The sequence below is a fragment of the Bosea vestrisii genome (assembly GCF_030144325.1).
GTDB classification, from domain to species: Bacteria; Pseudomonadota; Alphaproteobacteria; order Rhizobiales; family Beijerinckiaceae; genus Allobosea; species Allobosea vestrisii_A.
On record NZ_CP126307.1, the window covers coordinates 3,244,733 to 3,262,479 of the forward strand.

The 17,747-nt window shown below is 66.5% G+C and carries 18 protein-coding genes; 7 read left to right on the forward strand and 11 right to left on the reverse strand.

The genetic code is table 11. The features are described from left to right. Positions 1-116: 116 nt before the first annotated feature. Entirely contained in the window at positions 117-728 is a 612-nt protein-coding gene (locus QO058_RS16100) for an NAD(P)-dependent oxidoreductase (RefSeq protein ID WP_284167316.1), read from the forward strand. Positions 729-765: 37 nt separating this feature from the next. On the opposite strand, the gene QO058_RS16105 is transcribed toward QO058_RS16100, so the two are convergent. Further along, positions 766-1,152, reverse strand: a complete 387-nt coding sequence (locus QO058_RS16105; protein ID WP_284167317.1) for an Atu4866 domain-containing protein — start codon at positions 1,150-1,152, stop codon at positions 766-768. Positions 1,153-1,452: 300 nt separating this feature from the next. Here QO058_RS16105 and QO058_RS31120 point away from each other — a divergent pair, with 300 nt between their 5' ends. Together QO058_RS31120 and QO058_RS31125 are read left to right on the forward strand one after the other, a co-directional pair. After that, the gene (locus QO058_RS31120) at positions 1,453-1,833 is read left to right on the forward strand and encodes an AraC family transcriptional regulator (RefSeq protein WP_347975345.1); all 381 of its coding nucleotides are present in this window, start codon (positions 1,453-1,455) and stop codon (positions 1,831-1,833) included. Then, positions 1,830-2,351, forward strand: coding sequence for an AraC family transcriptional regulator (locus tag QO058_RS31125; protein WP_347975347.1), 522 nt, complete (start codon positions 1,830-1,832; stop codon positions 2,349-2,351). Before QO058_RS31120 ends, QO058_RS31125 begins: the two co-directional genes overlap by 4 nt. A gap of 8 nt (positions 2,352-2,359) precedes the next feature. Here the strand turns inward: QO058_RS31125 and QO058_RS16115 are convergent, their stop codons facing one another. The 7 genes from QO058_RS16115 to rimP all read right to left on the reverse strand — a co-directional run bounded on the left by QO058_RS16115 (position 2,360) and on the right by rimP (position 11,911). After that, positions 2,360-4,429 carry a methyl-accepting chemotaxis protein gene (locus tag QO058_RS16115; RefSeq protein ID WP_284167318.1) on the reverse strand — a complete coding sequence of 690 codons (2,070 nt, stop codon included), beginning with the start codon at positions 4,427-4,429 and terminating at the stop codon, positions 2,360-2,362. A gap of 172 nt (positions 4,430-4,601) precedes the next feature. Beyond that, positions 4,602-5,546 (reverse strand): tRNA pseudouridine(55) synthase TruB, encoded by a 945-nt coding sequence (gene truB / locus QO058_RS16120; RefSeq protein WP_284167319.1) that lies wholly within the window; start codon positions 5,544-5,546, stop codon positions 4,602-4,604. Beyond that, positions 5,539-5,973, reverse strand: coding sequence for a 30S ribosome-binding factor RbfA (rbfA, locus tag QO058_RS16125; protein ID WP_284167320.1), 435 nt, complete (start codon positions 5,971-5,973; stop codon positions 5,539-5,541). Before rbfA ends, truB begins: the two co-directional genes overlap by 8 nt. Before the next feature lie 100 nt (positions 5,974-6,073). Then, positions 6,074-8,908 carry a translation initiation factor IF-2 gene (gene infB, locus QO058_RS16130; protein ID WP_284167321.1) on the reverse strand — a complete coding sequence of 945 codons (2,835 nt, stop codon included), beginning with the start codon at positions 8,906-8,908 and terminating at the stop codon, positions 6,074-6,076. Beyond that, entirely contained in the window at positions 8,905-9,594 is a 690-nt protein-coding gene (locus QO058_RS16135; RefSeq protein ID WP_284167322.1) for an RNA-binding protein, read from the reverse strand. The genes infB and QO058_RS16135 overlap by 4 nt, the downstream gene beginning before the upstream one ends. Before the next feature lie 17 nt (positions 9,595-9,611). Then, positions 9,612-11,207, reverse strand: a complete 1,596-nt coding sequence (nusA, locus tag QO058_RS16140; RefSeq protein ID WP_284167323.1) for a transcription termination factor NusA — start codon at positions 11,205-11,207, stop codon at positions 9,612-9,614. A gap of 5 nt (positions 11,208-11,212) precedes the next feature. Then, the gene (gene rimP / locus QO058_RS16145; RefSeq protein WP_347975351.1) at positions 11,213-11,911 is read right to left on the reverse strand and encodes a ribosome maturation factor RimP; all 699 of its coding nucleotides are present in this window, start codon (positions 11,909-11,911) and stop codon (positions 11,213-11,215) included. 242 nt (positions 11,912-12,153) lie between these two features. On the opposite strand from rimP, the gene QO058_RS16150 reads away from it, so the two are divergent. After that, positions 12,154-13,269, forward strand: coding sequence for a DUF2336 domain-containing protein (locus QO058_RS16150; RefSeq protein WP_284167324.1), 1,116 nt, complete (start codon positions 12,154-12,156; stop codon positions 13,267-13,269). On the opposite strand, the gene trmB is transcribed toward QO058_RS16150, so the two are convergent. The 3 genes from trmB to QO058_RS16165 all read right to left on the reverse strand — a co-directional run bounded on the left by trmB (position 13,217) and on the right by QO058_RS16165 (position 15,766). After that, positions 13,217-13,909, reverse strand: a complete 693-nt coding sequence (gene trmB / locus QO058_RS16155; protein WP_284167325.1) for a tRNA (guanine(46)-N(7))-methyltransferase TrmB — start codon at positions 13,907-13,909, stop codon at positions 13,217-13,219. The two genes, QO058_RS16150 and trmB, sit on opposite strands and share 53 nt — an antisense overlap. Positions 13,910-13,991: 82 nt before the next feature. After that, positions 13,992-15,197, reverse strand: coding sequence for a methionine adenosyltransferase (metK, locus tag QO058_RS16160; protein ID WP_284167326.1), 1,206 nt, complete (start codon positions 15,195-15,197; stop codon positions 13,992-13,994). A gap of 158 nt (positions 15,198-15,355) precedes the next feature. Continuing rightward, complete coding sequence (locus QO058_RS16165; protein ID WP_284172923.1) at positions 15,356-15,766, reverse strand: helix-turn-helix domain-containing protein; 411 nt, start codon at positions 15,764-15,766, stop codon at positions 15,356-15,358. 148 nt (positions 15,767-15,914) lie between these two features. Here QO058_RS16165 and QO058_RS16170 point away from each other — a divergent pair, with 148 nt between their 5' ends. The 3 genes from QO058_RS16170 (at position 15,915) to QO058_RS16180 (ending at position 17,665) form a co-directional block, all read left to right on the forward strand. Continuing rightward, a complete protein-coding gene (locus tag QO058_RS16170; protein WP_284167327.1) occupies positions 15,915-16,646 on the forward strand; it encodes a LuxR family transcriptional regulator in 732 nt (243 codons plus the stop codon). Positions 16,647-16,740: 94 nt separating this feature from the next. Further along, on the forward strand, positions 16,741-17,385 hold the full coding sequence (locus QO058_RS16175; RefSeq protein ID WP_284167328.1) for an acyl-homoserine-lactone synthase: 645 nt from the start codon (positions 16,741-16,743) through the stop codon (positions 17,383-17,385). Beyond that, positions 17,378-17,665 carry a hypothetical protein gene (locus QO058_RS16180; protein WP_284167329.1) on the forward strand — a complete coding sequence of 96 codons (288 nt, stop codon included), beginning with the start codon at positions 17,378-17,380 and terminating at the stop codon, positions 17,663-17,665. Before QO058_RS16175 ends, QO058_RS16180 begins: the two co-directional genes overlap by 8 nt. The last annotated feature ends 82 nt before the right edge of the window (positions 17,666-17,747 follow it).

The following is a 17,747-nucleotide window of genomic DNA, read 5'->3' on the forward strand; positions in this document are numbered from 1 at the left end:
GGCGGTTTCCGTCAGGTGACCTTGTGGCGCGAAAGTGCCTTCTTGAGAGAAAATCTCACATGCGCCATCTGGTGTCTATCGGGATGTTGGTTCCCATCAGATACTAGGGTAAGAACATGAAGATTGCTCTCATCGGCGCCACCGGTTTCATCGGCTCGCGCCTGCTCACCGAGCTGACCAGCCGCGGCCATCAGATCACGGCCATCGTCCGCAATCCGGAGAAGGTGCCGCAGGGTATCGGCGTCACCGCGAAGACCGGCGATGTCTACGACAAGGACGGGCTCGCCGCCTTGCTCGCCGGTCATGATGCGGTGATCAGCGCCGTCCACTTCTCGGCCAGCGATCCAACGACGCTGCTCGCAGCGGTGAAGCAGTCCGGCGTGAAGCGCTATCTCGTCGTCGGCGGTGCCGGCAGCCTCGAGGTCGCCCCTGGCTTGAAGCTGTTCGACACGCCGGAATTCCCGGCGATCTATCTGGGTGAAGCCAGGAAGGGCGGTGCCTTCCTCGATCTGCTGAAGGGCGAGAGCGGCCTCGACTGGACCTTCCTCTCGCCCTCCGCCGTGATCGCGCCGGGCGAGCGCACCGGCCAGTTCCGCCTCGGCAAGGACCAGCTCCTGGCCGACGGCACCGGCCAGAGCCGGATTTCGGCCGAGGACTATGCCATTGCGCTGGTCGACGAATTGGAAAAGCCGGCGCATGTGCGCCAGCGCTTTACGGTCGGCTATTGAGGCGGAACGCTGGGTCCCGCCTCAAGGCTGTGTGAGCTTACCGGTCAGGTTGAACCAATCTGACCGGGTTCAGCTGCATGGTCCGGCGGAAACGCTTTTCGCCGAATGCAAGCTGGCCGCGGCGCAGTTCGCCGCTCCAGACATGGCCGGCGTCGCTCTCGAAATAGAGCTGCGCCGCATCGACCTCGTAGCGGCCGCCATGACCTGGCGCCTGATCGCGCTGCTTGCCGAAGCGACCATTGGGGCGAAGGTCGAGCCGGATGGCGCCGTCTTCGCTGATCCAGCGGCCGAGCACGGCAAGCTCGGCCTTGGTTAGCGGCTCCGGGACCTCGAGATCGATCTCGAGCGGGCGGATCGACCGCTTGGCCGGCGTGATGATCGACGCGATCGCGCCGAGCGACTGGATGACCTGGCTGAAGGGCATGATGTCCTCCTTTTGTTCAGGGTGTTGGGCGGTGCAGATAGCGCCGCCTCTGACAGGAACATGTCAGTAGTGACCGGCACAGGACGCCGGGGCGTTCGCCCCAGAGGTCCGCTGTTCAGCAACGCTGCCGGTATGGTCGGACAATGCACCGGCGCCGGCGAGACGCGGTAGACCGATCCGCCGCGATCATTGCCTGATCCTCCCGCGATGAGGCCAGGCTATCGCAAAACCCCGGTGCTTCCTTATATGAAAGTCCGAAGCTGAGGCGGCCGCCCGTCACTGGCGAAGGAGGATTCTCGCATGACTCAGGTCGAGGAACTTGCCGCGCTGATCGCGCGTTTCGCGCCGACTGACGGTGTTCACGCGACGCCGATCCCGCGATTGAAAGTGGTCCGCCTTTCGCAGCCGAGCGAGCCGATGCACGGCCTGCACGAGCCGGCGCTCTGCATCATCGCCCAGGGCGCCAAGCAGGTGATCCTGGGTGACCGAATCTATCGCTACGATGCGGCCCACAGCCTCGTCGTCTCGCTCGATCTGCCCGTCATCGGCCAGGTCATCGAGGCGACGCCGGAAAAGCCCTATCTCTGCGTCAAGCTCGAGCTCGACCCGCTCGCCATCAGTGCGCTCATGCTGGAAGCCGCCCCCTTGCCGAGCGGGAGTTGCCACCGGGTCCGGGCATGACAGTCAGCCCAATGACGCCAGCCCTGCTCGATGCCGTGCTCCGGCTGACCGGCCTGTTGGCTAATCCTGCGGACGTTCCGGTGCTTGCGCCCATGGCAGAGCGCGAAATCCTCTACCGTCTGCTCACCGGCGAGCAGGCGGCCCGCCTGCGCCAGATCGCGGTGGCCGAAAGCAAGCTACAGCAGGTCAACCGCGCCATCGGCTGGATCAAGCGCAACTACCGCAAGCCCTTCAGCGTCGAGATCGTCGCTGCGGAGGCGCGGATGAGCCCCTCTGCGCTGCACCTGCATTTCAAAGCGGTGACGACGATGAGCCCGCTGCAATACCAGAAGCAGCTCAGGCTACAGGAGGCACGCCGGTTGATCCTGGCCAATGCGCACGACGCAGCCTCGGCCAGTTTCGAGGTCGGCTATGAGAGCCCCTCGCAGTTCAGCCGCGAGTACAGCCGTCTGTTCGGTGCCCCGCCGCTGCGCGATGTCGCTCGTCTGCGCGGCGGCGAGGCCGTTTTCAGCGGCTGAGAGAGCGCTCAGAACTCCTCCCACCCGGCATCGCTGACGCGGCCGTTGGCCGCCTTGCGGGCTGGTGCGTGTTGCGGAGCGGCCTTGCTCTGGGCGAAGGCGGCTTCGGCGAGCTGGCGCAGCCGTTCGGGCTCGGAGTCGCCACCGCTACCGCGGTTGGCCGAGCCGGCCGATCGTGGCGAGGCGCTGACAGGGCGTGCGGGCGCTCGCATTGCTGGGCGGGCCGCAGGGCCGGCGGAAAGCGATCCGGTCGCCGCGGCAAGGGTGTTGCCGCTCCCCGTGCGGAAGCTCGCGACCAGTGTGTTGAGTTCGCCGATCCGGCCGGAGAGTGCGCCAGCGGAGGCGGCGCTCTGTTCGGCGAGTGCTGCGTTGGCCTGTGTCATCTCGTCGAGATGGGCGACCGCCTGGCTCATCTCGTCGATGCCATGCGCCTGCTCGGCCGAGGCCGCAGAGATCTCCTGGATCGTGCCGGTGACCTTCTGCGAGGCCGACAGGATCTTCTCCAGCGAGTCGCCGGCCCGGCGGACCAGCTTGACGCCGGTCTCGACCTCACTGTTCGAGGAGGAGATCAAACCGGAAATGTCCTTGGCCGCCTCGCTGGAGCGCTGGGCGAGCGTGCGGACTTCGCTGGCGACGACGGCGAAGCCCTTGCCGGCGTCGCCAGCGCGGGCGGCCTCGACCGCCGCGTTGAGCGCCAGCAGGTTGGTCTGGAAGGCGATGTCGTCGATCACGCGGATGATGTCGGAAATCTTCTTCGAGGCCTGCTCGATCCGGGCCATGGCCGCAACCGCTTCGCCGGCGATGGCGCCGCCGTCCTGCGCCGCCTTCATCGCCTCCTCGGCGATCGCCGCGGCCTGGCGGGCGCCTTGCGCCGAAGCCTTCACCGAGGCTGCCAGTTCTTCCGTTGTCGCCGCGGTCTCCTCCAGAGACGATGCCTGCTCCTCGGTCCGCTTCGATAGGTCGTCGGCGCCCGTGTTGATCTCGCGCGCTGCCATGCCGACCTCCGAAGCGGTCGACTGGATCGTCGAGACCGTCGCGGAAAGGCGATCAACGGCTTCGTTGAAATCGGCGCGCAGCTGCTCGTACTCCGCCGGGAAGGCATCTTCGATCCGGCAGGTCAGGTCCGCCTGGGCGAGGCGTTCCAGCCCAGAGGCAAGGGCGCGGACGATCGCCTCCTGCTGCCGTGCATGGTCGCGCTGCTGCTCCGTTGCGCGCTCACGCTCGGCCTGGTTGCTGCGGCGCTCGGAGTCGCTGCGTTCCGACTGCTCCGTCGCTTCGGTTTCCAGCCGCGCCTTCTCGATTGCGGCCTGGCGCAGGATGGCGACCGCATCGGCCATGGCCGCGACCTCGTCACCGCTACGCAGCTTCGGCGGCTCGCTGGCGAGGTCGCCGGCAGCCAGCTTCAGCATCGTTTCCTTGAGCTGGCCGAGCGGCCTCAGCATCCTGCGTGTCAGCCAGAACAGCAATGCTCCGCCGATCGCGGCGATCACAAGGCCTGCGGCGATGTTGTTGCGGATCATCTCGTCGATGACGGTAAGGAAATCCGATTGCTTGATGCCGACATACAGAATGCCGATCACCGCGTTGTTCGACGTCTGGACGATCGGCTCGTAGATGGTGAAATAGGGAACGCCGAGGATGTCGGCGGCGCCGGAATAGGTCCTGCGATCCTTGAAGACGGAATCGTAAGCCGGGCCCTGCGCCAACTTGGTGCCGACCGCGCGCGAGCCGTCCGGCTTCTGAACGTTGGTCGAGACACGCGTGTCGCCCATGAACACGGTCGCCGTCCCGCCGGAGAGCGCCTTGACCTTGTCGACCGCGGCGAAGTTGCCGTTCACCAGCTCGGGGCCGAAATAGAGCTTGTCTCCCTCGAGCCGCGGTTCACCCTTGGACGTCAGGACATCGCGCAACAGGTTGCTGTTGACGACCAGGCTGGCCTGAGCCCGTTCGCGCATCGCGCTGTCGGCAGCGCGGATCGACAGGACGACCGACGCAGCCACTGCGGCGGCGATGATGATGATCCCGAGGATGGCGAGCCGGTTCGAGATGGGTAGCCAGAGCGAGGCGAGCTTCTTCACGAGCGGCTCCTTGAGTTTGCCGGGGCAGGCTGGCACGCAAGGAGGTCTCTAAACTGGTAAATTTCGTTTTAAAGGGTGCCATTTCGGCCTGCAAACCAAGACTTTCAGGCCATTTCGGTGCTGTTTCCGAGCGATTTCCGGATTCATGCGTGCAGTCCAGAAAGGCACTCGCCTACAGGTTGAAGACACGATGCGGGACGAATTCGCCCTGCGCAATCGAGCCGGTGGCGATCAAGACGCCGCCACTCACGGCATAGACCGCCTCCGCTTCCAGCGGCGCATCGCGACCGCGCAGCAGCACGCTCTGGCCGCGCTTGAGCCTGAGCGCAGCGTCACGGTGCACGGTGATCTCGGGGATCAGCGCCAGCGCCGCCGAAACCGGCAGCAGGGCCTCCGCGGCGTTGTCGCCGTCGCGCAGCGCCTCTACCGTTGCCGCCTCCGTGACCGCGAACGGCCCGACGCGGGTCCGGCGCAGATGCGCGACATGGCCGAGGCAACCGAGCGCCAGGCCGAGATCGCGGGCGATGGCGCGGACATAGGTGCCCTTGCCGCATTCGGCTTCGAAGGTCGTGGTCGGACCGTCGTGCCGGACGATGCGCAGCGCGGTGATCTCGACCGGGCGCGCCTGCAGCGTCACTTCTTCGCCGTCGCGGGCAAGGTCGTAGGCGCGCTCGCCGGCGATCTTGATCGCCGAGAACTTCGGCGGCACCTGCTGGATCGTCCCGGTGAAGCGCGGCAGCAGCGCAGCGATCGCGGCTTCGTCGGGACGATCCTCAGAGGTCGCGACAACGCGGCCCTCGGTGTCGTCGGTGTCGGTCTGCGAGCCCCAGGCGACGGTGAACTCATAGGCCTTGCGCCCGTCCATCACGAAGGGGACGGTCTTGGTCGCCTCGCCGAGTGCGATCGGCAGGAGGCCTGAAGCGAGCGGATCGAGCGTACCGGCATGGCCGGCCTTCTTGGCGCTAAAGGCGCGCTTGACTACTGCAACGGCGTGGGTCGAGGTCATGCCGACCGGCTTGTCGAGCACGACCCAGCCATGCACGTCGCGCTTCTTCGGGCGCGGCGCGGGCGCCTGCTGCGACTCCTCCGCCGCGGGTTGGCTGGTGGCCTCAGTCATCACTCTGATCGTCCTGCTGAATCCGCAGCGGCTGCTTCAAGATGTCCTGGCGCACCTTGTCCGAATAGAGCAGCGCATCGACGCGCTCGGCCTCGGCGAAGCTCTCATCCTGCAGGAAGCGGACGTTCGGCGCGTATTTCAGATTCACGCGATGGGCGATCTCGCCGCGGATGTAGCGCGTATGGCCGCTCAGCGCCTTCAGCACCGGCGCGACGTCCTGGCCGCCGAGCGGCATGATGTAGCAGGTCGCGAGCTTGAGATCGGGCGAGAGCCGGACCTCCGGCACGGTGATGACGTATTTGGCGAGGACGTCGTCATGGATGTCGCCGCGCGCCAGCATCTCGGCCAGCGCATGCCGGATCAGTTCGCCGACGCGCAATTGCCGCTGTGAGGGCCCGGAGCCCTGTGAATTGGGTTTCTTTGCCATTGTTCTCGTTCTCCGGGATCGGACCGGACGGACGGGTTTGAAACGTCATGGCCGGGCGAAAGCCCGGCCATCTGGAATATCCGGGGAGCAAGCGGGCTGATCAGAGCGTCCGCTTGATCTCCTCGACGCGATAGCACTCGATCACGTCGCCAGCGCGCATGTCCTGGTAGTTCTCGAAAGACATGCCGCACTCCTGGCCCGCCACCACTTCCTTGGCGTCGTCCTTGAAGCGCTTGAGCTGGCTGAGCTTGCCCTCGTGGACCACGACGTTGTCGCGGATCAGGCGGACATTGGCGCCGCGCTCGATCGTGCCGTCGGTGACCCGGCAGCCGGCGATCTTGCCGACCTTCGAGACGTTGAAGATCTCGAGGATCTGGGCGTTGCCGAGCATGGTCTCGCGCAGGGTCGGGGCCAGCAGGCCCGACATCGCCGCCTTCACGTCATCCACGAGATTGTAGATGATGTTGTAGTAGCGGATTTCGACGCCGGCCCGTTCGGCCGCCTCCCGCGCTTCCTTATGGGCACGGACATTGAAGCCGATCACGGCGGCGCCCGAAGCCTGGGCGAGCGTGACATCGGATTCGGTGATTCCGCCGACGCCGGACGAGAGCACGCGGGCGCGGACCTCGTCATTGCCGACCTTTTCGAGCGTGCCGACGATGGCCTCGACCGAACCCTGCACGTCGCCCTTGACGACGAGCGGGAATTCCTTGCGGCCAGCGCCTTCCTTGAGGTCGCGCATCATCTCGGCGAGCGAGCGGCCGGCGGCCGATCCGCCGCCGCGTGCGGCGATACGGTCGCGCTTCTGGCGCTCACGATAGTCGGTGATCTCGCGGGCGCGCGCCTCGGATTCGACCACCGCGACGCGGTCGCCGGCCTCGGGCGTGCCGTTGAAGCCGAGAACTTCGACCGGGAGCGACGGCAGCGCCTCCTTGATGTGGGCGCCGGTATCGCCGATCAGGGCGCGGACGCGACCCCATTCCGAGCCGGCGACGATGATGTCGCCGGTGCGCAGCGTGCCGCGCTGGACCAGCACGGTCGCGACCGGGCCGCGGCCACGGTCGAGCTTGGCCTCGATCACGGTGCCTTCGGCGGCTCGCTCGGGATTGGACTTCAGGTCGAGCAGCTCGGCCTGAAGGGCGATCGCCTCGAGCAGCTTGTCGAGGTTCTTGCCTGTCTTGGCCGAAACCTCGATCTCCAGCGTCTCGCCGCCGAGCGTCTCGACCTGGATCTCGTATTGCAGCAGCTCGGAGCGCACGCGGTCCGGGTTGGCGTCCGCCTTGTCGATCTTGTTGATCGCCACGATCAGCGGCACCTTGGCCGCCTTGGCGTGGTTGATGGCCTCGACCGTCTGCGGCATGACGCCGTCATCGGCCGCGACGACCAGCACGACGACGTCGGTCACCTTGGCGCCGCGGGCGCGCATCGCCGTGAAGGCGGCGTGGCCCGGCGTGTCGATGAAGGTCACCTTCGCGCCAGCCGGCGTCGTCACCTGATAGGCGCCGATATGCTGGGTGATGCCACCGGCTTCGCCGGTGACGACATGGGTCTGCCGGATCGCGTCGAGCAGCGAGGTCTTGCCGTGGTCGACATGGCCCATGATGGTCACGACAGCAGGACGCGAAACCAGGGTCTCGTCGGTGTCCGGCGTGTCGAACAGGCCTTCCTCGACGTCGGATTCGGCGACGCGCTTGACGGTGTGGCCCATTTCCTCGGCCACGAGCTGGGCGGTGTCGGCGTCGATCACATCGGTGATCTTGTGCATCGCGCCCTGCTTCATCAGCAGTCGGATGACGTCGACGCCCCGCTCGGTCATGCGGTTGGCGAGTTCCTGGATGGTGATCGTCTCCGGGATGATCACCTCGCGCATCACGCGTTCCTTGGCGACGTCCGAAGCACGGTGGCCGGTCATGCGCTGCACGCGCCGGCGGAAGGAGGCGAGCGAGCGGGTCCGCTCATCGTCTCCGCCGGTCGCGGTCGACAGCGTCAGGCGGCCGCGCGGCTTCTCGCCGACCTTCGGCGTCTTGGGCGCAGGGGCCGGTGCGCCTCGGGGCGCGCCGGGAGCGCCACCGGGACGGCGGAAAGCGGGACGCGCCTCGCCGTCATCGGGACGGCTGCGCGGTGCGCCTGCTGAAGAGGGCGCCTGCCGAGCGGGCCGCGCGACGAGCGGCTCGGCCGTCGCATTGGCGTCGGGGCGCGGCGGCCGCGGCGGGTCGGCACGCGGACGGCGGACATCGAGGCTCGGTGGCCTTGCGCCGACATCACGCATCGGCGGACGCGGCCCACCGAATTCGCGCGATTCCCGTGGGCCCGACGGAGCCGGGCGCGGCGTCTGTACGTAGGTCGAAGCGGCGGGAGCGGCCGTGGGCGCTGCGTCGCGCACCGGCGCGGGCCGCGGCGGCGCAGCTTCCTCGTTCATGCGCTGGCGGGCTGCGCTTTCGGCGCGGCGCTTGTGCTCGTCTTCCTGCCGACGGCGGTCTTCTTCCTCGCGCTGGCGGGCCTGGGCGGCGTCGCGCTCGGCGCGTTCACGCTGTTCGCGGGCGGCGCGCTGGCGCGCTTCCTCCTCGGCGTGGGAGCGGGCTTCAGCCTCGCTGGCGCGCGCATCGGAGAGGGCGCGCTGGCGCGCGTCCTTCTCGTCGTCCGAGAGCGTGCGCAGCAACATGCCGCTGGCCGGCCGGTTGACCTGCGGCGCTGCCTGAGGCGGCTGCGGCCGCGTGGGAGCCGGAGCCTGGGGCGGCTGGGGCGCGCGTGCTACAGGAGCCGGCGCGGGCTCGTGGCCAGCGGCGCGGCGCTTGACCTCAACGACGACCTGCTTCGAGCGCCCATGCGAGAAGCTCTGCCGGACCGTGCTCTGTTCGACAGGCCGCTTCAGCGACAACGTCTTGGGAGGCGTCACGCTCAAGGTCTTGTCGCCGGGGGTCTTGGTATCACTCATTCCGCGTTCGGTCCTACCGGTTCGGTCTTCGTCTGGTCACGTGCGTCGGATTCAGTCGGGTCCATGAACGCCGTTTCGCCAGCATCGTTCGTCCGAAACCGGACGAGCCGACGCCAGCGCGCGAGGAAACCCTCAGTCGCCGGACCCGGAGCAAGCGCTGCATGTATCACATGCTCACGCCCGAGCGCCAGTTCCAGTTCGGCCGAGGCGAAAATCGCCACGACCGGTATCTCTTTGGGCGTCGACGCCCGTCGGAGCGCCTGGCCGATCTTGCGTCTGCCGTCCTCGGCGCCGTCGCTGGCGGCGATCACCGCGGCTGTGCGCCCGGCTCCCGCCTGTGCCTCGACCTTGGCAAAGCCGGTCGAGACCAGCCCTGCCTTGTTCGCCATGGCAAGCGCCTGGATCGCGTCCCTGACCAGCAAGGCATCGACCTCGGCGGCGAGATCAGGCGAAACCGCGACCTTCACCTTCAGCGAGCGCTCGAAGGCGCGCCGCTTCACCGCTTCGCCGACTGCCGCAGCGCTGAGAGAGACCCAGACGCCGCGTCCCGGCAATTTGCGCCTGATGTCCGGCACCAGCACGTCGCCGGGGCCGACCACGAAGCGGATCAAATCCTCCGGCGCCCGCGCCTGCCGCGTCACCGCGCAGGTCCGTTCCGGCCCCTCGCGCAGGCCGCGCCGGCTCATCTCGATGTCGCTCCGGCTCAGGCCTGCGACTCCTCGGTCTCGGCTTCGGCTTCAGCGTCGGGCTCCGGCGCCTCGACCCAGCCCGCCTTGATGCGGGCTGCCATCACGATCGCCTCGGCGTCCTGCCGCGACAGGTCGAAACCGTCGAGATAGCCGGAATGACGGGTGTTCTCGCCATCCTTGCGCTCGGTCCAGCCGACGAGGTCGTCGGTGGCGCAGCCGGCGAGGTCCTCGATGCTCTTCACCTCGTTCTCGCCGAGCGCCACCATCATCGCGGTGGTGATGCCTTCGACCTCACGCAGCTCGTCCTCGACACCGAGCGCCTTGCGCTTTTCGTCGAACTCAGCCTCGATCGCAGCGAGATATTCCTGGGCGCGGCTCTGGATCTCGGCGGCGGTGTCCTCGTCGAAGCCCTCGATCGAGGACAGCTCGGTCGGCTCGACATAGGCGACCTCCTCGACCGAGCGGAAGCCCTCCGAGGCGAGCAGCTGGCCGACCGTCTCATCGACGTTGAGCGCGTTCATGAACAGCTCGGTGCGCTGCACGAACTCTTTCTGGCGGCGCTCCGATTCCTCGGCTTCGGTCAGGATGTCGATATCCCAGCCGGTGAGCTGCGAGGCGAGGCGAACGTTCTGGCCGCGGCGGCCGATGGCGAGCGAGAGCTGCTCGTCCGGCACCACGACCTCGATCTTGTCGGCTTCCTCGTCGAGCACGACCTTGGCGACTTCTGCCGGCTGCAGCGCGTTGACGACGAAGGTCGCGACATCCGGCGACCATGGGATGATGTCGATCTTCTCGCCCTGCAACTCGCCGACCACGGCCTGCACGCGCGAGCCGCGCATGCCGACGCAGGCGCCGACCGGATCGATCGAGGAATCGCGCGAGATCACCGCGATCTTGGCGCGCGAGCCCGGATCGCGGGCAACGGCCTTCACTTCGACGATCCCGTCATAGATCTCCGGCACTTCCTGGCCGAACAGCTTGGCCATGAACTGCGGATGGGTGCGCGACAGAAAGATCTGCGGGCCGCGCGGCTCGCGGCGCACGTCGTAGACATAGGCGCGGGCACGATCGCCGACCTTGAAGGTCTCGCGCGGGATCATCTCGTCGCGGCGGATGATCGCCTCGCCGCGGCCGAGATCGACGAAGACATTGCCGTATTCGACGCGCTTGACCGCGCCGTTGACGATCTCGCCGATGCGATCCTTGTACTCGTCATACTGCCGGTCGCGCTCGGCCTCGCGCACCTTCTGCACGATGACCTGCTTGGCCGACTGGGCGGCGATGCGGCCGAAATCGAAGGGCGGCAGCGGGTCGGCGATGACATCGCCGACCTGGGCGGCCGGGTTGTGGCGCTTGGCTTCGTCGACCGTGATCTCGACGGCGCCGTTCTCGACGAGATCGACGACCTGGAGATGGCGCGCCAGCCTGAGTTCGCCCGATTTCGTGTTGATCTCGGCATGGACGTCGGTCTCGGCGCCGTAGCGTGAGCGCGCCGCCTTGGCGATCGCGTCCTGCATCGCGTCGATCACGATCTGGCGGTCGATCGACTTCTCGCGGGCGACCGCCTCGGCGATCTGCAACAGCTCGAGCCGGTTGGCGCTGACAGCCATGGCGCTCACTCCTTTTTCTGTGTGTTCTGCACCGGCCCCTTGAGACCCTTGCCCGGCTTGCGGGCCTTGGGATCGCGGGGACCGAGCGACTTGCCGCGCCCGGGCGCGGGCTGGGCGATCTCGTCGGCAGGCGGCATGTGCGGCGCAAGGCCGGACTTGCCGCGCCTGAGCGACTCGGTGACGAGCGCGTCGGTCAGCATCAGGCGCGCCTCGACGATCAGGCGCATCGGGATCGCGACGTCGCGCTCCTCATCCGTCTTGGCGTCGTCGCGCGTCAGCAGGGCATCGGTGCCGCTGGCACCACGCAGGATGCCACGAAAGCGCTTGCGGCCGGCATGGGGCTCGCTGGTCTCAATCTTCGTCAGATGGCCGGCCCAGCGTTCGAAATCACTTGGCCTGACCAGCGGGCGGTCGATGCCCGGCGACGATACCTCAAGATGATAGGCCGCCTGGATCGGATCGTCGACATCGAGCGCCGGCGAAACCGCCTGGCTCACGGCCTCGCAGCCTTCGACGTTCATCGTGCCGTCGGGCAGCTCGGCCATGATCTGGACGGTGCAGCCGTTCTGGGCGCTGATGCGCACGCGCACCAGTCGGTAGCCGAGATTCATGATCGCCGGCTCGATGATCGCCGCAACGCGCGCGGCGACGCCGCTCTCGACGACGATCCGTGCTTCCTGATCCTGAACGTTCTGACCGCCCATTCCGATGGCTCGCCCGTCTCCTGCGGCTGCAAAAGGCTCGAGGTAGGGGTCCGGCCAAAAAAAAGAGCGGGCCGGTGGGCCCGCTCTTGATCGCCGGCTTACACCGAAACCAGAGCTGTTGGCCGCTATCTAGTCCTGTTTCGACGATCTTGCAAGCGCCTCCGCGATTGCGGCGATCCCGCTAACCCGCTGGTCATTCTTGGTTGCTACAACAAGAGAAAGGTATGTCGCGAGGTTGCGTGATGAGTTCTGTCGGTGCGTTGCTGCGCGATCTCGAGACAACGATGGGGCGCGGCTCGAGCGGCGAGCGCGCCGCGATCCTGGCACGGTTGACGGACCTCTTCGTCAGCACGGCCAAGGGTATGGGCGAGGACCAGGTCGGTGTCTTCGACGTGGTCATCGGCCGACTGGCCCGCGCGATCGAGATGCGAGCGCGTATCGAGCTGGCTGAGCGGCTGGCGCCCGTCCCCAATGCGCCGAGCGGCGTCATGCGCCAGCTCGCGCTCGACGAGATTGCGGTCGCCCGGCCGGTTCTCGTCGGCTCGCCTCGCCTCAGCGACCATGATCTCGTCGCCATCGCAGCAGCCAAGGGGCGCGACCACATGCTCGCCATCACGGAGCGCCCCGATCTCGGCGAGCCGGTCACCGATTTTCTGATCCTGCGCGGCGGGCGTGTCGTGACGCATGCCGTCGCTGCCAACCAGACCGCCCGCTTTTCGCGTCATGGCATGGGCGTTCTCGTCATGCGCGCCGCACAGGATGATGGTTTGCAGGCGACGCTCGGCGCCCGCGCCGACATTCCGGCCGATCTCGCCGAACAATTGATGTCTGCGGCCAAGTCCTCGGTCCGCCGCCGCCTTGAAGCCTCGCTCGAGCCGACCCTGATGGGGGCGGTCGCCGGCGCGGTCGAACGCGGCGCCGAGGCCGTCTCGGTCCAGGCGACCATCGGCGACGAGCTCGGCCGATTCGGAAAGGCGTTGGCTGACGTCAAGGCCCTCGACGAGGCCGCCAAGCTCGATGAATCCGTGATCGCGCAATATGCGACGTCCGGCGCGGTGGAGCATGCCATCTGCGGCGTCGCCACCCTGGCTCGCCTGACCTTGCCGGCGACCGAGCAGATCGTGTTCGGCCCGGATCGCGATGCCGTTTTGTTGGTGGCGCGCGGCATGGGCTGGTCCTGGGAGACGACCAAGGCGCTGATCGGCTTGCGCAAGAGCGATGGCAAGTCGGCCGCACTGCTGGAGCGAGCCCGCCAGAGCTTCCGCAATCTCACGCCGACGACGGCGCAGCGTGTGCTGGGCTTCCTCAGGATGCGCGACGGTGCGCAGTCAGATAGCTCGGCACCCGCCCGGCCTTGACCGCTTTGGCCTCATAGCGCGTACGGACCCAGCCGGGATAGGGTTGGCGCCAGTCCTCGGCGGTTTCGTCGGCCCAATCGAAATCGGGTGAGGCGAGGAGGCGCGCCAGCGTCCAGCCGACATAGTCGTCGATATCGCTGGCGAAGCGGAAGCGGCCACCCGGCCGCAGCACCCTGGCGAGCAGCGCGAGCGTCCGTTCGGAAACGAATCGGCGTTTGCGCTGACGGCGCTTCGGCCAGGGGTCCGGGTAGAGCAGATCGGCCGCGTCGATGCTCCCGGCCGGCAGCAGCGGCAGGAGCAGCGCGGCATCGCCGTCCCAGAGCCGGATGTTGCGCAGACCCTCCTGTTCGATCACGGCCAGGAACTTGGCCATACCGTTGACGAAGGGCTCGACGCCGATGAAGCCGATCTGCGGGCTCTCGCGCATGCGCGACAGCAGATGCTCGCCGCCGCCGAAGCCGATTTCGAGCCTGACTGCCTCGACCGGAATGGGGAAGAGCGTCTTCAGGTCCGCGATCGGCCCTTCCGGCAGGCGAAGCGCCGGCAAGGTCTCGGCGATGCGCTCGGCCTGGCCCTGGCGCAGTCCCTTGCCCTTGCGCCGGCCAAAGAAGGCCCGGTCTGGATCGTGCTGCTCAGTCATGACGATGCCTTTACGGCGAGCGGCCGGAAAGAAAAAGGCCGGGGCGGTGCCCCGGCCTTCACTCAAATGCTGATGGCGTGAATCAGGCGACGGCCTTCTTCAGCGCATCGACCAGATCGGTCTTCTCCCAGGAGAAGCTGCCATCGCGGCCCGCCTTGCGGCCGAAATGGCCGTAGGCCGCCGACTTGGCGTAGATCGGCTTGTTGAGGGCAAGATGGGTGCGGATGCCGCGCGGCGTCAGGTCCATGACCTTGCCGAGTACGGCTTCGAGCTTGGCCTCCTCGACCTTGCCGGTGCCGTGCAGGTCGACATAGATCGACAGCGGTTCAGCGACGCCGATCGCATAGGCGAGCTGGATCGTGCAGCGGTCGGCGAGCTTGGCCGCGACGACGTTCTTGGCGAGGTAGCGCGCCGCATAGGCGGCCGACCGGTCGACCTTGGTCGGATCCTTGCCGGAGAAGGCGCCGCCGCCATGCGGAGCCGCGCCGCCATAGGTGTCGACGATGATCTTGCGGCCGGTCAGGCCGGCGTCGCCATCAGGACCGCCGATCACGAACTTGCCGGTCGGGTTGACGTGCCAGACGGTATCCTTCGAGATCCAGCCATCAGGCAGGGTCTGGCGGATATAAGGCTCGACGATCTTGCGGACATCGGTCGAGGAGAGCTTCTCGTCGAGGTGTTGGGTCGAGAGCACGATCTGGGTGACGCCGACCGGCTTGCCGTTCTCGTACTTGACCGTGACCTGGCTCTTGGCGTCGGGGCCGAGCTTGGCAGCCGTGCCTTCGCCGGCATGGCGGGCCTTGGCGAGAACCTCGAGGATCTTGTGGGCGTAATAGATCGGAGCCGGCAGCAGCTCCGGAGTTTCGCGGCAGGCATAGCCGAACATGATGCCCTGGTCGCCGGCGCCGACATCCTTGTTGTTTGCCTCGTCGACGCCTTGGGCGATGTCGGCCGACTGCGGATGCAGCAGCACGTCGATCTTCGCCTTCTTCCAGTGGAAGCCGTCCTGCTCGTAGCCGATGTTGCGGACCGCTTTGCGCGCGGCCGACTTCACCTTCGACTTGATCTGCTTCTCGTCGAGATGGGTGCGGACCTCGCCGGCAACGACGATGCGGTTGGTGGTCGCGAGGGTTTCGGCGGCAACGCGCACCTGCGCCGGATCATGACCTGCCTTGATCGCCTCCCTGAAGAACAGATCGACGATCTCGTCGGAGATCCGGTCGCAGACCTTGTCCGGATGGCCTTCGGAGACGGATTCGCTGGTGAAGAGATAGTTCTGGCGGGACACGGTCGGGGGATCCTTCCCAAGCTGCGAGGCAGTGCCGGCTGATCGCCGGGTGGAGATAAAAAAGCGCAGCGTCTTTTGCAGCGGAAAGGTTCGCCGTCAAGGCAGGAAATTCTTTTCGTCGATATTTTGTTCGTCGAGGCGAACGAAAAAACGTGAAATCAGGCAGTTTCGCCGGAATCATGTGCCAAAGCTTCGACGAGGTCGATGACTCGCCGACGTATGCGCGGGCTTTTGATGCGCACGAACGCCTTCGACAGTTGAACACCCTCGCTCGTCGCGAGGAAGTCGGCGACATAGGCCGTGGCCGCAGCGTCGGCGAAGCCGCCTGCGACCGCCTCTCCAGCCGGGGCACCCTCGAAAAAGAAAGCAACTGGCACGCCCAGCATCTTGGCGATCTGCTGTAGCCGGCTGGCGCTGATTCTATTGGTGCCCTTCTCGTATTTTTGGACCTGCTGAAAGGTCAGGCCGAGCGCCTCGCCGAGTTTCTCCTGGCTGATACCCGCCAGCATGCGCTGCATTCGCACGCGGCTGCCGACATAGCGATCGACCGGGTTCGGGAGTTTCTTCAGCATGGCCGCTCACCTCATTTTGCACTCAATCGCACTTCCGACCTCGCGTCTACCGCCGCCCCCTTAAGGGAACTGAGGTGGTATTCGTTGGTATGCGTTGATTCTTGGCCGCTCTGCGCCGAAAGTGACTCGTCAGGGAAGGCGGGACATGTCGGGACGACATTTCAACGCGGGACGGGACGCGCTCGATTTCATCGACGATCTGAATGCCCTCGCCGATCCCACGGCGGTGGTCGCCGCCTTGCGCGACAAGCTCGCGAGCTATGGCTTCCATGCCTTTCTGATCACCGGCTTGCCGGAAGTTGGGGATCGTATCGATCCGCTCGTCCTGTTGAACGGCTGGCCGCCGGGCTGGTTCGATCTCTATCTGGAGCGGTCGTTCTCCGACTGGGATCCGATCGCAGCCCACTGCAAGAAGACGATCGATCCGTTTGCCTGGGCGGACGTTTACCGAGACGGGGAGGCCTCGGTCCGTCAACGCGAGGTGATGCATCGGGCGCGCGACTTTAACATGGTCGAAGGCTTCTGCGTGCCGATCCATGGCGAATCCGGCTTCCAGGCCGTCGTCACCATGGCGGGTGATCGGCCGGACCTGTCGCGCCAGGCCCGCTCGGCCATCCATCTGATGTCGATCTACGCGCACGGCAAAGCGGCGGATTGCTTGCGCCCGACGCGGCTCGAGCACGTCCTGACCGTCCGCGAGCGCGAGGTCCTGACCTGGTTCGCAGTCGGCAAGACGACTGAGGGTGTCGCAGAGCGTCTCGGCGTTTCGTCGGGGACCGCTGAAGCACATTTCGAGAATGCTGCGAGGAAGCTGGGCGTGCGCGGACGGACGCGCACGGTCATCGAAGCCTATCGCCGGGGCGAAATCAGCATTTGAGCTGAGATCCGGCCGCATTCTTCCGGGATTCCGGAATACCCAGCCCGAGAAAAAGGCGGCAGCCTGCATTCCTTCAAGGGAGGGGGAGGCGGCGATGATCCATATTGTCGATGCCGGCAATCGGCATCTCTACGGGGCCGAGATCGAGCAGCATTTCAGGATTCGGCACCGGATCTATGTCGGCGAGCGAAAATGGATGGCGCTCGAGCGACCAGATGGTCGGGAGGTCGACCAGTTCGACACTGACGACGCGACTTATCTGCTCGCGCTCGAGAATGGGCGTGTGGTCGGCGGTACACGGCTCGTCCCGACGCTGTCGCCGCATCTGATGGCGGATGTGTTCCCGTTCCTGGCCGATGTGCGCGGACTTCAACGCGGCAGCGATATCGTCGAGTGGACGCGCATTTTCGTGGTGCCGGAACGGCGCGGGAGCGACAGCAAGGTCCTGCACACCGTCCTGGCCGGCATGTTCGAGCATTGCCTGGCCAACGACATCGCCGCGATCACGGTGGTGATGGAGACCTGGTGGATGCCGCGCTTCCTGGAGCTGGGCTGGGACGTCCGGCCGCTCGGCTTGCCGGCGATGATCGATGGCATGAGCTGCGTCGGCACGATCATCACTGTGAGCGAAGAGGCGTACCGTCGCACCCTCGCCTTCAAGGATATTGCTGCACCGGTCATCCAGCCACGCCGCGAGGCAAAGCGGGCTCCGGGCGAGCGGAGGATTCCGCATGGCTAGTCAGCACGATGCCGACAGCAGCCGCGCCAAGATTGAATACGCGCTCGGGCTGCTCACCAATCTGCTGCGCAATCAACCGGTGCATCAGGAGCTGGTGGACGTCGCATACCGCATGGACCTGCCCGATGAGCTCTGGCTCGCGGTCCAGATTCTCTCCATGTCGGAGCCGGATCAGGTGAAGCTCCGGGATTTCCTGCTGGTTAATCCCAGTCCACAGTTGCAGCGGATCAACCGGAGCACACTCGTCCTGACGCAGGAGAAGGCGCCGGCTCTGCACTGACGCTGGTCGGCAATGTTCGCGTGAGCCGGGCTTGCCGATCAGGTCTCATCAGCCCGCCCGGGTCGGTTTCCCGGCCGCCGCT

What these genes read in the sequence shown, in the direction of transcription:
- infB (WP_284167321.1), bottom strand. Translation starts at nt 8,908, where the DNA reads ATGAGTGATACCAAGACCCCCGGCGACAAGACCTTGAGCGTGACGCCT.
- QO058_RS31125 (WP_347975347.1), top strand. Translation starts at nt 1,830, where the DNA reads ATGACAGTCAGCCCAATGACGCCAGCCCTGCTCGATGCCGTGCTCCGG.
- QO058_RS16100 (WP_284167316.1), top strand. Translation starts at nt 117, where the DNA reads ATGAAGATTGCTCTCATCGGCGCCACCGGTTTCATCGGCTCGCGCCTG.
- truB (WP_284167319.1), bottom strand. Translation starts at nt 5,546, where the DNA reads ATGACTGAGGCCACCAGCCAACCCGCGGCGGAGGAGTCGCAGCAGGCG.
- nusA (WP_284167323.1), bottom strand. Translation starts at nt 11,207, where the DNA reads ATGGCTGTCAGCGCCAACCGGCTCGAGCTGTTGCAGATCGCCGAGGCG.
- rimP (WP_347975351.1), bottom strand. Translation starts at nt 11,911, where the DNA reads ATGGGCGGTCAGAACGTTCAGGATCAGGAAGCACGGATCGTCGTCGAG.
- QO058_RS16150 (WP_284167324.1), top strand. Translation starts at nt 12,154, where the DNA reads ATGAGTTCTGTCGGTGCGTTGCTGCGCGATCTCGAGACAACGATGGGG.
- QO058_RS16180 (WP_284167329.1), top strand. Translation starts at nt 17,378, where the DNA reads ATGGCTAGTCAGCACGATGCCGACAGCAGCCGCGCCAAGATTGAATAC.
- QO058_RS16105 (WP_284167317.1), bottom strand. Translation starts at nt 1,152, where the DNA reads ATGCCCTTCAGCCAGGTCATCCAGTCGCTCGGCGCGATCGCGTCGATC.
- QO058_RS16170 (WP_284167327.1), top strand. Translation starts at nt 15,915, where the DNA reads ATGTCGGGACGACATTTCAACGCGGGACGGGACGCGCTCGATTTCATC.
- QO058_RS31120 (WP_347975345.1), top strand. Translation starts at nt 1,453, where the DNA reads ATGACTCAGGTCGAGGAACTTGCCGCGCTGATCGCGCGTTTCGCGCCG.
- trmB (WP_284167325.1), bottom strand. Translation starts at nt 13,909, where the DNA reads ATGACTGAGCAGCACGATCCAGACCGGGCCTTCTTTGGCCGGCGCAAG.
- QO058_RS16135 (WP_284167322.1), bottom strand. Translation starts at nt 9,594, where the DNA reads ATGAGCCGGCGCGGCCTGCGCGAGGGGCCGGAACGGACCTGCGCGGTG.
- rbfA (WP_284167320.1), bottom strand. Translation starts at nt 5,973, where the DNA reads ATGGCAAAGAAACCCAATTCACAGGGCTCCGGGCCCTCACAGCGGCAA.
- QO058_RS16175 (WP_284167328.1), top strand. Translation starts at nt 16,741, where the DNA reads ATGATCCATATTGTCGATGCCGGCAATCGGCATCTCTACGGGGCCGAG.